Below are 15,617 nucleotides of genomic sequence, written 5' to 3' on the forward strand. Positions count from 1 at the left end.
AAAATGTCACACTCTGCTGCCGTCTTCTCGATCTGTATTGTTCTGTGAGTAGTTGGATACAATGTCTGATTTTTGAAGGGTCGAAAATCGAATGGACCGAACACAAAAGTAAATGACAAAATGCCCGGCTCCCAGGATTGGAAGCAATAGAGGAATGCTGTAGTCCCCATTAAAGAACTGAATCGTGATCAGCAGAATAACAATCGAAAGGATTCGTCCCGCATTTAAAAAAAGTTCTCTCACAACAATATACTCCACTCTCATCGGCCCCGCATTATCACATCTCCCGATCACATCATAAGTCAGAGAAACATATGGCACGAGAAGAAGAGGATAGGCGATCGAGATCACAACACCATAAAGCATTAAAAGAGGAAAGGTGACATTCATTAAAAACAAGAACGGCGAAAGAAACAGGATCAACCCTCCAACAAAGATGGATTTTTTCCTTCGTTCCTTGTTCATGTACCGGGATACAACAAAATAGCCGATAAAGGATACTGCCGATTGAACAAGACCGAACGTGCCAAGCGCAAATTCACTGTCTGAAATAATATAAACCCAGATGACGATCAAAAAGATAAATGTGCCTTCTCGAATCCCTTGAAAAAAATGGGCATACAAGATTCGCGCCCAGTTTCGATTGTATGTCCGGGATTTAAGGATTTGCCATATATGAAACTTCCCTTCCGCTTTTTGCCGCTTCAAGAAAAAGCTGATGACTACAGCTGTAAAAAACAAAAACAACGAGACGGTAAAAATAATGCGATAGCCAGTAAACTTATCCAGCTGGGAAATTAAGAATCCCGAGGTTATAGGTCCAACCATACCTGATAACGAAGTGAATACACCAAGATAACCGTTAAAGGAATCACGCGTGTCCGGCTCAGTCACTTCAAACGTCAACACGTTAAAAGCCAGCCAGTAGAACCCTGAGCCCGCACCAAGAAGACCTCCCAGCAAGAGAAGACGCTCGCTTGCCTGTTCTCCCAGAAAAAGCACAAACAAATAAAACAGCGACAGGATGGTAACACCAATTCGAAGTACAATAACCCTGTCAATTTTTTTGGTTAATCTCCCCGCAATAAAAAAAGCAACAGGCTGAATGCACACAATGGATAAATTATATAGAGCAATGTCTCTCAATTCTCCCGACTGTTTCCACAAATAAATGTTAACGAATGTATTGGACAAAGCGGTGCTCAGCGCGAACAGTCCGCCAATCACAAGCAATAAAAGCAATTCCTTCGTTCTGTCTGTATCTCCGAACAATTTAAATTTCATGATCTCGCCCCTTTGCAATTCACATGTAGTTTTCACCACTTGTAAGGGGCTATTCGCCAATCGGAAAATTGGTTTTTATTGTAATTCCAATAAAAACAAAAGCCGGCTCCCCTGAGGAAACCGGCTTTCACCTGAAATACTTGCTTATTTTGCTTCGTTGTAGCGTTTTTCAACTTCATCCCAGTTTACAACATTCCAGAATGCGTTGATATAGTCAGGACGCTTGTTTTGATACTTAAGGTAATAAGCGTGCTCCCAAACATCAAGTCCAAGAATTGGTGTTTTGCCTTCCATTACAGGGTTGTCCTGGTTGGGAGTGCTTGTTACTTCCAACTCACCGTTATTTACAACAAGCCATGCCCAGCCAGATCCGAAACGGCCTTTTGCAGCGTTCGCGAACTGCTCTTTGAAAGCATCAAGGCTTCCAAATTTGTTGTTGATGGCATCAGCCACTTCACCAGTTGGCTCATTGGATCCGCCTGGTTTAAGGATTTCCCAGAACAAACTGTGGTTCGCATGCCCGCCGCCGTTATTGCGTACAGCCGTGCGAATGTTTTCTGGCAGAGAATCAAGGTTAGTCAGAATGTCAACCAAGTTTTTGCTTTCAAACTCGGATTGGCCTTCAAGAGCTGCGTTCAAGTTGTCAACATATGTCTTATGATGACGGTCATGGTGGATATTCATCGTATCCTCATCAATGTGTGGTTCAAGTGCGTTTGCGGCGTAAGGTAAAGCAGGCAGTTCAAACTTTGCCATGATACATCTCCTCCTTGATATGTAGTTCATTTTTTATTTCATTTTGGGAAACCCCAAATTGAAAACTTAGTCAACAAGAATGTTTAATAAGTAGCACAACACATACATTATCAGATTTACCCTTATCTTTCAACGATAAACCCTTATTGGAAGAAGCTTATTTTTTACGACGGAATAGAGCGCTATGACTTGTTTTCATTGAAATGGATTAAAAAGCGGTAAATTCCCTGCAAAATGCACAGTTTTGCAATTTTTTTGTTAATCTTCGACTGGAGAGTAACAGACCTCTCCCTTTTGGAATGAAATTTTGTCTTAAATGTCCTCACATTAGCGGAAGATATTTAATTACTCTCAAAACTCCTGTGTTTATTCTCAAAATGAACCGATTTATTCTCAAAAAAGCCCCTTTTACTCTCAAACCGTATATGTCGACACTAATCGAGCATATTCGACGCATTTATTTTGAAATGTTGTAAACAAAAAACCTTTGCCAAAAAGGCAAAGGTTACGTATGTATAGAAATGGTGGCTCGAGACGGAATCGAACCGCCGACACGAGGATTTTCAGTCCTCTGCTCTACCGACTGAGCTATCGAGCCACTTTGGTTGCGGGGACAGGATTTGAACCTGCGACCTTTGGGTTATGAGCCCAACGAGCTACCAGACTGCTCCACCCCGCGATGATATGAATGCTTACGGATGATGTTATTCCTCCGTAGCTTGACCTCTTCCTCTACAAGCTATTTCTTGAAGTGTATCCGTCGAGGTTACTCGTAGCCTACTCGTGCTGTAGCGCTCGTTGCTCCACCCCGCGATGATATGAATGCTTACGGATGTTATTACTCTTTACAAAGTAAATGGAGGAGGTAGAGGGATTCGAACCCCCGCGAGCCGCTAAGCCCCTGTCGGTTTTCAAGACCGATCCCTTCAGCCAGACTTGGGTATACCTCCGTATGATTGTATGTGGTGGACCCTGTAGGACTCGAACCTACGACCAATCGGTTATGAGCCGACCGCTCTGACCAACTGAGCTAAGGGTCCATGTGGTTTTATTAAGTATATCATATATGTAAGTATAATGGGGCGACCGATGGGAATCGAACCCACGAATGCCGGAACCACAATCCGGTGCGTTAACCACTTCGCCACGATCGCCATCGCCTAAAAAATATGGTAGCGGCGGAGGGGATCGAACCCCCGACCTCACGGGTATGAACCGTACGCTCTAGCCAGCTGAGCTACACCGCCATAGTTGGCTCCACAGGTAGGACTCGAACCTACGACCGATCGGTTAACAGCCGATAGCTCTACCACTGAGCTACTGTGGAACAATTATGTTGTCCTCTAAGGGACAAGAATTACTATATCATTTTTCCGTTATGTAAGTCAACTCTTTTTTTCAACAGCCTTGGTTGGCCGTTGTCGAGAAGACAGATATAAATATAGCATGTTCCCATCCGCTTAGCAAGCACTTTTTTATAAAACCACATACAAAAAGTATCCAATCATAATCAATTGAATGACAATCTTGACTAGCGTCCCTCCCAAAAAGCCAAGGACCGAGCCTACACCGACTCGGAAGGCATCCATGGGAGATTTGCGTCCAATAACGAGTTCAGCCAGAAACGCCCCGATAAATGGACCGGCAATAATACCGGCCACCGGAATTACAAATGGTCCGACAAGCAGGCCGATGGTACTTCCCCATATGGCCGCCTTCGATCCTCCCCGCCTTTTGACTCCATATAAATTGCTGATATAATCCACCACAAACAAACTAGCCAGCAGAATGGCCTGCACGACGATAAAGAAGATAGTGAATGACTGAAAGGAATAAAATAAGCCATACAATAAAAATCCCAGTATAAGAAACAGCGCGCCTGGCAAAATCGGAAAGATTAAGCCGGCAAAGGCTAGCAGAAATGACAAGATGATCAGCGTCCAATATAGATAATCCAACGTTTTACCTCCTACTATCTTGCATTTTTATCTTTCAAGAACAGCTTCAGCAATATTGACGGAATGATCACCGATCCGTTCCAAATTACTGATGAAGTCGACATAGACAACACTTTCCTGACCGCTGCTCAAATTATTGTTGATATCCTGAATATGCTTCTTTCTTAATGTTTTTTCCATCTCATCAATACCATCCTCAATGGACAGTACTTCTTCTGCCATGGACTTGTTATTGGTCTCGAGCGCCATAATGGCCTTTTCCAGACAGGATTGAGTAAGAATCATCATATTCTCAAAATCCCTGGAAGTGACCTCTGAAAGCTTAATATTATTTCTAGCCATAAAACAGACCAGATCAATCATATTTTTCATATGGTCCCCTACCCGCTCGATATCCTTACAGAGGTTTAGCAGCATCGTATGCTCAGTAGATTCGTTTTTGGAAAGAGAATGAATCGATAATTTCACGAGAAACTTTGTAAGCTGGCGGTCAAATCTGTTAATTTCCTCTTCATACTGCATGGCGGTGTCCGCATACCGGTTTTTTCGTGTTTGAAAGAAAAGCAACGCCTGATTAAGGCCCTCCCGGGAATAGGCTGCCATTTTCAGCAATTCCTGTCTCGCCTGATGCAAAGCAAATTCAGGTGAACTGTTGATCACTTTTTCATCCAGCTTCACCGTTTGAGTATCAACGGTCCACTCATCATCCCGGATCAACCGGGTAACACCATAGACCAAAAATGAGATGAACGGAAACAAAATAATGACATTTGCCACATTAAAAAAGCCATGTGCAAAAGCGATTTCCATCGCCGGCTTCAAATTCATAAACCCTGTGAGCCATTCAATGATGCTTTTATAAGGAATAAAGAAAATAACAAAGATAACGGTTCCGATGACATTAAACAGTACATGAACGAGCGCGGCACGCTTGGCATTCTGTGAAGCTCCGATGGCTGCAATCACCGCGGTGATGGTCGTTCCAATGTTATCTCCAAATAAAACAGCAAGAGCTCCGCTCAGATGAATTAAATCCATGGAAAACATTTGTTGAAGAATACCCACGGTGGCACTGGATGACTGCAGCACCATGGTAGCGAACATCCCAGCTGCAATCCCCAGAAACGGCTGGTCATTGAGATGGTCGGTTATATTTTTAAAATTCAGGGAGGTTTGCAGCGGCTCCATTCCTGCTCCCATCAGCTGCAATCCAAAAAACAGTCCTCCAAGACCAAAAAGGATCCTCCCAATAAACACGTATTTATAATTGCGGATAAAGAAAACAAAAAATGCGCCAACTGCGAGTAATGGCAGACCGAAGCCTGCAGCATCAAAGCCAATAATAAAAGCGGTAAACGTTGTACCTATATTGGCTCCCATAATGATTCCCACTGCCTGTCTTAATGTAAGCATACGAGCATTAACAAGTCCGACTGTCAAAACCGTTGTAGCGGAGCTGGACTGAATCAGCATCGTAACAAACAAACCGGCGAGAATCCCTGTAAATGTATTCGTTGTTAAACTGTCAAGAATATTTCGCAGCCGGTCTCCGGCAGAATTCTGGAGCCCTTCCCCCAAATATTTAATTCCAAAAAGAAAAAGGCCGAGTCCGCCCAAAAACTGAAACAGCATATCCTGAACACTCAATGTATTTGACAACCCCTTTTAACTAATCATCCTTCTGATATTATCTAGTTTTATAAATGTTATGTAAAGACGCTTCTGAAAACCTTAACAAACCAATGGCTTACACATTGTTTGTTTCCTCATTATTCGCTAAAATTAATACAGACCATTCAGGAAATGAGGAGTTACATGAGAATTTTCAATCATTTTATTAAAAGTCTGTTTTCCCCGCAGACTGTCGCTCGTCTACGCTTTCAAGGGGTTGGAAAAGCGATCGGATACATATTTTTTCTTATTTTTCTCACTTCCATTCCCTTTGGAATTACATTTTCCATGGCCTTTAAATCAGGAATAGAGGAATTTGAGCAGTCCATGAAGTCCGATATACCTGATTTCACGTTAAAGGATGGAAAGCTTTCTTCACAGCTCAAAATGCCCGTCATTCAAACGGATGACAATCAAACCTTTATTTTTGATACCACGGGAGCCGTAAAGGAAAGCGACCTTAATAAGTACAATGATGTCATTGCCATGTTAAAGAACAAGGCGATCATTACATCGGGTGGTGAAACCCAAGCCTTTCCGTATCAGACGCTTGGCGATGTGACACTGACCAAACAGGATGTGAGTTCCTGGATCAATAAACTTTCGGATTTGCTTCCTATTTTGCTTCCATTGATTTTTTTGTTCATTTACCTCTTTACTGTAGCCATGAAGTTTATTGGGGTAACTGTCCTCGCCGTCATCGGCCTTGTTTTGCAGAACATCAGCCGCCGAAGCCTTAATTACAGAAGATTGTGGGTCATGTCCGCCTATTCCGTTACCCTGCCTACGGTTTTCTTTGCGGTCATGAAGCTTTTACATACCGAGGTGCCCTTCTCTTTTATCATTTATTGGGCAGTGGCTTCCCTCTTCCTACATCTTTCCATTAAAGAAACACCTGAGCCAAAAGCATAAAAAGAGGAGCCGGTTTCGGCTCCTTTTCGTATGGCCTTTTACTTTTGGAAAAGACCTTTTATGCCATCTATGATGGAAATAATAAAATCGATGAATTTTTGAAGAAACGATTGTGTTTCTTCTTTATTGAGAAAACCATCAAGATTATCTCTGACGTTTTGCAACTGGTCTTGAACTTTATCCCAGTTAATGTTCAAATCCTTCATTTTATTAAAAAGGGAAACCAGGCTGTTTAATTCATCATCTGTCAATGTGATTCCCAGTCGTTCAGCTACGCGTTTGATCAAATCACGGAGTTCATCCTCGTTCTTTACCGGATGATCCGCAAGCTCCTGTTTGATTTCGGTAATCAGCTGAGTCGCTTCTTTTGTTCCAATACGGTCACCAAGCTCTGCAGTTTTAACCACTTCTTCATTGGCTACTTGCTTTTTTTCTTCGGGAATGTTTACATCTGCTTTTTGTTCATATGCTTTTAAAATTCCTGTAAGGGCTGCTGTACCCGATACCTCAAATGGGGCGGTCACATAAATGTCGGCGTCTTTAACACCCGCGGTAACAAGAGCATTCACAATCATGCTGTCTGTTACCCAATTGATGTTTTTAGCTTCAACATGAAGCCCTTTCCCCTTTTCTGCCAGGGTAACTTTTGAAGATGAAATTGCCCGGGTGCCCAACTGGGCTTTCGAAACATACTTACCGAGATACTGATGTTCCTCCTCATTCGTTACCGTAACAGTATCCACATCCGAGGATACGCCCATCTCATTTAAAATTTTTGTCTTTTGATCCGGAGTCAAATCTTCCCCCAATGTAACGATGACATCTCCGGGAGCTGCGTCAGCAAATGCCTTTAAAGGAACCATAAAAACAAGTGCAAGCAGCATTGGAATTAACCATTTTGCTTTCCGATTCATGTTTATACTCCACCTCATAATTTGTTTTTCCCATCTGTACCCACGTATCCTTCTCTCTTTTTAAGATACATTTCCAATTTTACACCACACAGCTTTCTCCCGGCAAACTTATCCCTGATTCTTCAATGGCAAAAAAACAGGAATAGATTTATTACTGGTACATATACATGTCCTAAATAAAGGAGGACAAGCTTATGAAAAAGTTTATATACATTTGCCTGACACTTGTTATTGTTTATACGATTGCCTATGATCTCAAGGTAGGTACTCTTCAGCCGTACAACCAAAAGGCTGCTCCTGTTGCCGCAGTTAGTATCCAAAACAGCACACCTTCTCAAAAGGTCAAAATTTCTTCCGGGGACACGGTACTGTCAGTGATTGAAAAACTGAATCCATCCTCTCTTTCCAAACCGATCCCCGACCTGACCAAGGACTTTCAACGTTTGAATCATGGAATTCGTCCGGAAAGTATCCAGGTTGGCAAAAGCTATAATTTTCCGGTATATAAAAAGAATTAAAGGACTCGTTTTCTTGCCAAACTAAAGACAACCTTGCTAAAATAGACTATTGTACAGATGGAAAAAATCTGTTGTTATGAATAAATAGAGATTAAAGGAGCGGTTCACCTATGAGTGAAATTACGCATCGTTCAAAAACAAGACCTGTAAAAGTCGGCCCTTTAACCATTGGCGGAAACAATCAGGTTATTGTTCAAAGTATGACAACAACGAAGACTCATGATGTGGAAGCAACTGTTGCTGAAATCAAACGCCTGGAAGAGGCAGGCTGCCAGATTGTGCGTGTCGCCTGTCCTGACATGCGTGCAGCAGAGGCTATTGCTGATATAAAGAAACAAATCTCCATCCCTCTTGTGGTTGATATCCATTTCGACTACAAACTGGCTCTAAAAGCCATTGAAGGCGGAGCAGATAAAATCAGAATCAATCCGGGAAACATTGGACGCCGGGAAAAAGTGGAGGCTGTCGTTAAAGCAGCAAAAGCCAAAGGCATTCCAATTCGAATAGGTGTAAACGCTGGTTCTCTTGAAAAAAAATATCTTGAAAAATACGGATATCCAACAGCGGAGGGAATGGTCGAAAGCGCCCTTGACCATATTAAAATCCTTGAGGATCTGGACTTTCACGACATCATTGTTTCCATGAAAGCATCCGATATCAATCTTGCCATTGAAGCGTACGAAAAAGCTGCACAGGCCTTTGACTACCCGCTTCATCTCGGTATTACCGAATCCGGAACACTATTTGCCGGAACTGTAAAAAGTGCTGCCGGACTGGCCGTTATTTTAAACAAAGGCATCGGAAATACACTTCGTGTTTCGCTTAGTGCCGACCCGGTAGAAGAAGTAAAAGTAGCAAGAGAACTTCTCAAATCCTTTGGATTGCTTTCTGATGCTGCTACACTCATCTCCTGCCCGACATGCGGAAGGATTGAAATTGATCTGATTTCTATTGCTAATGAAGTGGAAGAATACATTTCCAAAGTGCGTGCTCCAATTAAAGTAGCGGTTCTCGGATGTGCCGTAAACGGACCTGGCGAGGCCCGTGAAGCTGACATCGGAATTGCCGGTGCCAGAGGCGAAGGGCTGCTTTTCCGCCATGGCGAAATCGTACGCAAGATCCCTGAAGATCAATTGCTTGATGAGCTTAAAAAAGAAATTGACAAGCTGGCTGAAGAATATCATGCCAAACAGCAAGCTGAACTTGTATAAATGGAAAACCCCTGCCATGCTGGCAGGGGTTTTTTATGTGCTCCACAGATTGTTTCTAAAAGAAAGGTGCAAACAGCAAACTGATTACGATAGAAGCAATTCCAATTCCGATCGCCCAGTAACCGGAAGTGGCAGCTCCGCGCCTTACAGCAACAAATCCTCCGATAATACCGGCGGCGCCAAAAAGCACGGGAAGAATAAACAATGACAGGACAGAGAGAATAACCGAAAACATGCCAATGACCCTTCCGGTTTGTCCTGCATCCTCCCTGGCTTCCTGTCCTTTTCGCCTTTCATGAATCTCTGAGTCGTCTCGCGGACGCTCGTATTCCGGCAGTGCTGTACCACTTGTGATGGGCACAACATCTGCAGCCATTTCCTCTCTGTAATCCGGATCACGGTTAACGGGTTCCGATTCAAATTCCTTATTTTCTGCCATACTAATCCCTCTCTTTCTGAATTGGAGCGTTTTTAGTATGTCTTGATCCCGTTGAAATATAGTTGTTAATAATTATGAAATTTACAAGGTCCAAAATAAAGAGAGCGCGCGTGCGCTCCTCATTTTATTACTGCTTTGGTTTAAACGTATGGCAGCATGTTTCAGCAGATTTATCCGCGCTGTCTTTATGCTTGGCATCTCCGATCAGCTCTCCGCTTGCTTCCATTTTGTAGTCTTTATTGGCATGCTTATCGATTTCTACAAGGATGGCATCGGCAACACAATTATTGCCTTCTCCCCAATAGGTACAATTTGCTACATTACATTTTACTGTTGGCAAATGACTCTCCTCCTTTTACAGCTAGGATGCGCCATTTGGAGAATCATCATACCTGCCAATTCAATTCACACACACTTGGCAGACACCGTAAATTTCGAACTTATGGCCCGTTACCTGAAAGTCGGACAAATCCGTTGCTACATTTTCCATGGGACACGCATTGATCTCTTTTGTCTTTCCGCATTTCAGACAGATGAGATGATGATGATGCTCCTTGGTCGGACACGTAAAGCGGAACTTCTTTTCTCCTTCGAGCTCAGTCTCCTCAAGAATATCGAGCTCGGAAAAAGTGGAGAGATTCCTGTAAATGGTATCAAAGCTAAGTCCTGGATAATTTTCCTTTAAGGCATCCTGAACCTCTTTTGCACTTAGATATCGTTTTTCATCCGAAAACAATTGCAGCAAATCCCTGCGTTTGTCGGTGTATTTAAAGCCCTTCTTTTTTAATAAATCCATCGCGGTTAAAACGTCCAAATTTTTCCACCTCCACTATTCACTCAATATCGGTTTTCTGGCTCTCCATTTTTTCCAGGCAAGAGAAAGCAGTAATATCAACACAGAGATCATAACAATGGTTCCGCCGGGAGCCAGATTCAAGTAGTACGAAGATATCAAGCCAAGGATCACGGCTGTCTCACCAAAAATAACAGAAAGAACAAAGGTCTGCTTAAATCCATTAGCAATGCGCAGACTTGCCGCAACCGGCAGCGTCATCAGTGCGGAAACCAGAAGTATTCCAACAATCTTCATGGAGGATGCGATGACCAAGGCTACCATGATAATAAACAAAAATTGAATCCACTTTCCTTTAATTCCTGAAACAGCTGCCTGTTCTTCGTCAAAAGAAAGCACAAAAAGTTCCTTGTACAAAAACAGGACAAAAGCAAACACGAGCAAAAGGATGAAAAAAACCGTCCAAACATCCGATTTTTTCACAGCCAGCACACTTCCAAAAAGATAATTAAATAAGTCCGTATTAAAGCCGTTCGCCAATGAAATAAAAATGACGCTGAGTCCAATACCTGCAGACATGATGATAGGAATCGCCAGCTCTTCATAATGCTTATAAACCTTCCGGAGCTGCTCGATTCCAATTGCTCCACCTACTGAAAAAACCATCCCCATATATAGCGGGTTCAACCCCTGGAAAAACCCAGGGCTCCGGCCCAGCATCAAATTGGCTGCGATGCCGGCCAGCGTAATGTGCGAGAGTGCGTCGGCAATCAGGGACTGTCTTCTGACAACGATAAACACGCCAAGAACCGGGGCCAAAAGGCCGATCATGATGCCGGTTAAAAACGCATTTTGTAAAAACTCATAATGAAAAAACGGAAATGACATCCAAACTTCCTCCGGTTAATGATGATGTTCCAGTACATGGACATGATGCCCATACATCTGAGAGAAACCCTCTTTTGAGATTTCTTTGAATTCTTTTGTATCCCCATGAAAATGCAGCTGTTTATTTAAACAGGCAACATGGGTTACATAGTCGGACATAACACCAACGTCGTGGGTAACGAGCAATAATGTCAGTCCTTTTTCTTCGTTGAGGCTCTTAAGCATCTGATAGAAGTTGGATACAGATGCGGCATCCACTCCTACTGTCGGTTCATCAAGAATGAGCAGCCTTGGATCACTGACCAGGGCTCTTGCGATAAATACTCTCTGCTGTTGGCCGCCAGAAAGTTCACCGATATTCCGGTGAGTGAATTCGGTCATACCCACCGTTTCAATGGCCTCCATTATTTTTTGTTTGTGTTTTTTCGTTAAAAAACGAAAAAGCCCGACCTTACCGAACAACCCCATTGACACCACTTCATATACGGTTGCTGGAAAAGCCGTGTTAAAACTGTTCGCTTTTTGGGAAACATACCCAACTTCTTCCCAATTTTTAAATCGACCGAGAGGAATACCAAAAAAGGATACCCTTCCGGATTGAGGCTTCAGCAAACCCAGAATGCATTTAATCAGTGTGGATTTTCCGGAGCCATTTGGACCGACAAGCCCGATAAAAGCACCATTCGGTATTTCAAAATTTATGCGATCAAGAACATACCTGTCTCCGTAATGAAAAGATAAATTCTCGATTTTCACGGCAGCCGTATTATCGTGTTTTGACATAAGCGCCTCCAAGCAATAGTAACGATTACGATTTAATATCCTGTAAAGTATACAAGAATCCCTCTATTTTGTAAAATCCCTCGCCTGCACACCAACTTTACTCAATAAGTACTCTTTAAGTTCTTGATGATTTTTCAAAATGTCATTCGCCAAAATCAGCTTCTCTTCAGTCAGTGTAGTTAAAAGAGCCATAACAAATGCTCCTGAGGCCGCAGCTGACTGGATGCCAAGCGGTGCATTTTCAACCACGATCCATTCATTTGGACGGTATGAAAATTGCGCAAAGACCTTTTCGTAAGGTTCAGGTGAAGGCTTTCCCTTTTCCACATCATCACCTGTAATCACCGCATCAAATGTTATACCCATCTCCTCAAGCCTTTCCAGTACCTCGTTCACAAATTCCTTCCTGCTGCCCGTGGCCAAACCGATTGGAATTCCGAATTGGGATAAACCTTTAAGAGCCTCTATGGTCTGTTGATAAAACCCATACTTGGAATGCTTCACAAAATGAGCCCGCTTGTTGCGGTAGATCGCTTTTTGCTGTTCAAAAGGAAGCTGCAGACCGTGAATACGGTTCAAATGAAGAATAGTCTGCATGCCCGGCATACCTTCCAGCTCGTAAAAGTCGTCCGCTGCAATCCAATGTCCCTGTTCGCGGAACGCGTGGTGCCAAGCCAAAGCATGATCGTCCATTGTATTTACCAATACTCCATCCATATCAAAACAAACTGCTTTATAGTTCATATGTATCATCCTTTTTTCGCTCAAAACCAATCCCATTGTTCAAAAGAAAAAGTAGTCAAAAGATTAGCGGTGCGTTATAATTTTTAATTGGCAGCCTGCGATAGCAGGATGCCGGGTGGGCGAGGGATAAGTAAATAAAGAAGGGAAACACTTGAAGTTATCAAGATTTTTTGAAGTAGAAAAGCACCACAGTACAGTGAAACGGGAAATATTGGCGGGGGTTACATCGTTTTTTACGATCGCCTATATCATTATCGTCAACCCGCTTATATTGGCGGACGCCGGAATGCCCTATTACGGTGTACTGCTGGCTACCATTCTGACATCAGTTGCCGGATGTTTCTTTATGGGGTTTTACGCCAATGCCCCTATCATATTGACTCCGGGAATGGGCGTCAACGCTTTTTTTACCTATACGATTATACAGGGTATGGGGCTGTCCTGGAGAGAAGCGCTCGCTGCTGTTATTCTCTCAGGCATTTTATTTCTTATCATCGCATCAACAAAGCTTAAAGATGTCCTGTCAGAAAGCATCCCAGCTTCCTTAAAGCATAGCATAACCGTAGGAATTGGTTTGTTCCTGGCGTTTATCGGCCTTCAAAAAGGCGGTATTATTGAAGCGAGCACAACCACATTTGTGAAACTTGGCCATTTAAGCCATCCCACAACCTTGCTGACCATCATCGGGCTTATTATTACTCTGTTTCTTTTTTCAAGAAACATAAAAGGAAGCTTTCTTATTGGAATTGCGGTGACCTGTCTGATTAGCTATGTTACAGGATGGGCACATGCGGCCGAAGATTCACATACCAAATTGGAACTTGCTCCATTTATGCAGCTTTTTTTCGGAGCCGATTTTAAGGGAATGTGGAGCCTTCCTTTCTGGATCGCTACATTTTCCTTAACCATGATTGTAACGTTTGAAAACATGGGACTTTTGCACGGCCTTCTTCCGGACCAAAAAAAGTTTCCAAAAGCATTTCAGGCCAATGCTGTCACGTCTCTTATCTCGGGAGTTTTCGGGACAAGTCCTACCATTTCTACCGTAGAAAGTGCAGCTGGCATCTCAGAAGGCGGTCGGACCGGGCTGACAAGTGTGGTAACTGGAATTCTTTTTCTTGCTTCCATTGCCGTTACGCCGTTTTTAAGTCTGATTCCGGATGGGGCGATTGCGCCTGTTCTGATTATTATTGGGGGATTGATGGTTCAAAACATACAGCAGATTCCTCTCTCCGATTTTACAGAAGGATTTCCTGCATTTTTGATCATCGCGCTTATTCCGCTCACTTACAGTATTGTGGACGGGCTGGCATTTGGCTTCATCGCCTACCCTATATTAAAATTGGCTGTTGGGCAACAAAAGCAGATTCCTGCCCCCATGTACATTATCGCTTTATTATTTTTAATTAACTTTGTCTTTCATTCTTTCATATAAATGATCACTCAAAAAGCCGTTTTAAACGGCTTTTTTCTGTTCACTTTTTTTCCGCTCCTTCATAGGATAGGGTGACAGGAGGGGATATCATGAATCCGATTATGGTTCATATGATCAACAACAAGTTAAATCAGCTTACTGCACAAGAGCTCGTCGGTCTGGCCGCACAGCACCAGTTTCCCGTATCTATGCAGGAAGCCACTCAAGTAGTAAACATTTTAAGAAGATATAACATAAACGTAATGAATGCTGCACAACGGGAAGAAATCATTCAAGCCATAGCTCATGAAGTCAACCGCGAAAAGGCAGCAACCATCCAATACTTAATCAACAATTATTTAAACAGATAAAAAAAGAGACGGACATGAACAGCACACCCTGGTGCAGTTCACCTTCCGTCTCTTTTTAGTTATACCGTCAGCAGCTGCTCCTGCAGAGTAGGAACAAATTCTTTATTCTTCAACATCTCGATCTCCAATTGGTAAGGAGGCTTTTTGTTGTTTTTATCTGTTCCCACATAAGGAGTTTCTAAAATTTTTGGAATATCGTCTAGCTGCGGGTGATGGACGATGTAATTCAATGCATCAAATCCAATCTTCCCAAACCCAATATTTTCGTGACGGTCTTTGCTCGCTCCACATTCGTTCTTGCTGTCATTAATATGAAGGACTTTCAGACGGTCAAGCCCGATAATTTTATCAAATGAATTGATAACGCCATCGAAGTCATTGATAATATCGTAGCCGGAATCATGCGTATGGCACGTATCAAAACAGATGGAAAGCTTGTCATTTTGATGTACCCCTTCAATAATGGCTGCAAGCTCCTCAAAGGTACGCCCGCACTCTGAGCCTTTTCCGGCCATGGTTTCAAGTGCAATTTGCACGGTTTGATCCGGTGTAAGTACTTCATTTAATCCTTCAATGATCTTTTTGATTCCCTCTTCTGTTCCGGCACCCACATGTGCACCCGGGTGAAGGACAATCTGTTTTCCGCCGATTGCTGCAGTCCGTTCAATTTCCGAACGCAGAAAGTCTACTCCCAATTGGAACGTTTCAGGCTTCAATGAGTTTCCGATATTTATAATATATGGTGCATGCACCACGAGTTCCGTCATGCCGTTTTCTTGCATATGCTTGATCCCGGCCTCAATGTTAAGGTCTTCAATCTTTTTTCTGCGCGTGTTTTGGGGAGCGCCGGTATATACCATAAAGGTGTTTGCTCCGTAGGAAGCTGCTTCCTCACTTGCGCCAAGCAGCATTTTTTTTCCGCTCATAGATACATGTGATCCTAGTTTTAGCATCGCTTGTT

Annotated in this window: 17 protein-coding genes and 7 tRNA genes; 5 read left to right on the plus strand and 19 right to left on the minus strand. The window is 42.9% G+C overall.

The window, feature by feature from the left end:
* Nucleotides 1–6: 6 nt before the first annotated feature.
* The 11 genes from QNH15_RS15375 to QNH15_RS15425 all read right to left on the minus strand — a co-directional run bounded on the left by QNH15_RS15375 (nt 7) and on the right by QNH15_RS15425 (nt 5,630).
* Complete coding sequence (locus tag QNH15_RS15375) at nt 7–1,284, minus strand: MFS transporter (protein WP_283889212.1); 1,278 nt, start codon at nt 1,282–1,284, stop codon at nt 7–9.
* A 144-nt stretch (nt 1,285–1,428) separates the two neighbouring features.
* Nucleotides 1,429–2,040, minus strand: a complete 612-nt coding sequence (locus QNH15_RS15380) for a superoxide dismutase (RefSeq protein WP_061971094.1) — start codon at nt 2,038–2,040, stop codon at nt 1,429–1,431.
* A 522-nt stretch (nt 2,041–2,562) separates the two neighbouring features.
* Nucleotides 2,563–2,638, minus strand: a tRNA-Phe gene (locus tag QNH15_RS15385).
* 4 nt (nt 2,639–2,642) lie between these two features.
* Nucleotides 2,643–2,719 (minus strand) — tRNA-Met (locus QNH15_RS15390).
* Nucleotides 2,720–2,897: 178 nt separating this feature from the next.
* Nucleotides 2,898–2,990 (minus strand) — tRNA-Ser (locus tag QNH15_RS15395).
* A 13-nt stretch (nt 2,991–3,003) separates the two neighbouring features.
* A tRNA-Ile gene (locus tag QNH15_RS15400) sits at nt 3,004–3,080 on the minus strand.
* Between the two features lie 38 nt (nt 3,081–3,118).
* Nucleotides 3,119–3,194, minus strand: a tRNA-His gene (locus QNH15_RS15405).
* 16 nt (nt 3,195–3,210) lie between these two features.
* A tRNA-Met gene (locus QNH15_RS15410) sits at nt 3,211–3,287 on the minus strand.
* Between the two features lie 5 nt (nt 3,288–3,292).
* Nucleotides 3,293–3,367 (minus strand) — tRNA-Asn (locus tag QNH15_RS15415).
* A gap of 148 nt (nt 3,368–3,515) precedes the next feature.
* Complete coding sequence (locus QNH15_RS15420; RefSeq protein WP_283889213.1) at nt 3,516–3,998, minus strand: DUF456 domain-containing protein; 483 nt, start codon at nt 3,996–3,998, stop codon at nt 3,516–3,518.
* A 27-nt stretch (nt 3,999–4,025) separates the two neighbouring features.
* Nucleotides 4,026–5,630, minus strand: coding sequence for a Na/Pi cotransporter family protein (locus QNH15_RS15425; RefSeq protein ID WP_283895594.1), 1,605 nt, complete (start codon nt 5,628–5,630; stop codon nt 4,026–4,028).
* Nucleotides 5,631–5,813: 183 nt separating this feature from the next.
* On the opposite strand from QNH15_RS15425, the gene QNH15_RS15430 reads away from it, so the two are divergent.
* The gene (locus QNH15_RS15430) at nt 5,814–6,581 is read left to right on the plus strand and encodes a DUF1189 domain-containing protein (protein ID WP_283889214.1); all 768 of its coding nucleotides are present in this window, start codon (nt 5,814–5,816) and stop codon (nt 6,579–6,581) included.
* A 38-nt stretch (nt 6,582–6,619) separates the two neighbouring features.
* Here the strand turns inward: QNH15_RS15430 and QNH15_RS15435 are convergent, their stop codons facing one another.
* Complete coding sequence (locus QNH15_RS15435) at nt 6,620–7,495, minus strand: DUF1002 domain-containing protein (RefSeq protein WP_283889215.1); 876 nt, start codon at nt 7,493–7,495, stop codon at nt 6,620–6,622.
* A 194-nt stretch (nt 7,496–7,689) separates the two neighbouring features.
* Between QNH15_RS15435 and QNH15_RS15440 the strand changes: the two genes are divergently transcribed.
* Both QNH15_RS15440 and ispG read left to right on the plus strand, forming a co-directional pair.
* Nucleotides 7,690–8,013: a hypothetical protein gene (locus QNH15_RS15440; protein WP_283889216.1), complete on the plus strand. Its 324-nt coding sequence runs from the start codon at nt 7,690–7,692 to the stop codon at nt 8,011–8,013.
* A gap of 110 nt (nt 8,014–8,123) precedes the next feature.
* Nucleotides 8,124–9,224, plus strand: a complete 1,101-nt coding sequence (gene ispG, locus QNH15_RS15445; RefSeq protein ID WP_090234370.1) for a flavodoxin-dependent (E)-4-hydroxy-3-methylbut-2-enyl-diphosphate synthase — start codon at nt 8,124–8,126, stop codon at nt 9,222–9,224.
* Nucleotides 9,225–9,279: 55 nt separating this feature from the next.
* Here the strand turns inward: ispG and QNH15_RS15450 are convergent, their stop codons facing one another.
* The 6 genes from QNH15_RS15450 to QNH15_RS15475 all read right to left on the minus strand — a co-directional run bounded on the left by QNH15_RS15450 (nt 9,280) and on the right by QNH15_RS15475 (nt 12,871).
* Nucleotides 9,280–9,663 (minus strand): hypothetical protein, encoded by a 384-nt coding sequence (locus QNH15_RS15450; protein WP_283889217.1) that lies wholly within the window; start codon nt 9,661–9,663, stop codon nt 9,280–9,282.
* A 127-nt stretch (nt 9,664–9,790) separates the two neighbouring features.
* Nucleotides 9,791–10,003, minus strand: a complete 213-nt coding sequence (locus QNH15_RS15455) for a DUF1540 domain-containing protein (protein ID WP_090234373.1) — start codon at nt 10,001–10,003, stop codon at nt 9,791–9,793.
* Nucleotides 10,004–10,063: 60 nt separating this feature from the next.
* On the minus strand, nt 10,064–10,477 hold the full coding sequence (locus tag QNH15_RS15460) for a Fur family transcriptional regulator (protein WP_283889218.1): 414 nt from the start codon (nt 10,475–10,477) through the stop codon (nt 10,064–10,066).
* Between the two features lie 15 nt (nt 10,478–10,492).
* Nucleotides 10,493–11,344, minus strand: a complete 852-nt coding sequence (locus tag QNH15_RS15465) for a metal ABC transporter permease (RefSeq protein ID WP_283889219.1) — start codon at nt 11,342–11,344, stop codon at nt 10,493–10,495.
* 15 nt (nt 11,345–11,359) lie between these two features.
* Nucleotides 11,360–12,127 carry a metal ABC transporter ATP-binding protein gene (locus tag QNH15_RS15470; protein ID WP_283889220.1) on the minus strand — a complete coding sequence of 256 codons (768 nt, stop codon included), beginning with the start codon at nt 12,125–12,127 and terminating at the stop codon, nt 11,360–11,362.
* Between the two features lie 63 nt (nt 12,128–12,190).
* Nucleotides 12,191–12,871: an HAD family hydrolase gene (locus QNH15_RS15475; RefSeq protein WP_283889221.1), complete on the minus strand. Its 681-nt coding sequence runs from the start codon at nt 12,869–12,871 to the stop codon at nt 12,191–12,193.
* Between the two features lie 151 nt (nt 12,872–13,022).
* On the opposite strand from QNH15_RS15475, the gene QNH15_RS15480 reads away from it, so the two are divergent.
* Complete coding sequence (locus QNH15_RS15480; RefSeq protein ID WP_283889222.1) at nt 13,023–14,306, plus strand: NCS2 family permease; 1,284 nt, start codon at nt 13,023–13,025, stop codon at nt 14,304–14,306.
* An 89-nt stretch (nt 14,307–14,395) separates the two neighbouring features.
* Nucleotides 14,396–14,656, plus strand: coding sequence for a DUF2624 family protein (locus QNH15_RS15485; RefSeq protein ID WP_283889223.1), 261 nt, complete (start codon nt 14,396–14,398; stop codon nt 14,654–14,656).
* Between the two features lie 59 nt (nt 14,657–14,715).
* Here the strand turns inward: QNH15_RS15485 and QNH15_RS15490 are convergent, their stop codons facing one another.
* Nucleotides 14,716–15,609, minus strand: coding sequence for a deoxyribonuclease IV (locus QNH15_RS15490; protein WP_061971130.1), 894 nt, complete (start codon nt 15,607–15,609; stop codon nt 14,716–14,718).
* Between the last annotated feature and the right edge of the window lie 8 nt (nt 15,610–15,617).

This window comes from Fictibacillus enclensis, from assembly GCF_030123385.1.
Lineage (GTDB): Bacteria > Bacillota > Bacilli > Bacillales > Fictibacillaceae > Fictibacillus_C > Fictibacillus_C enclensis.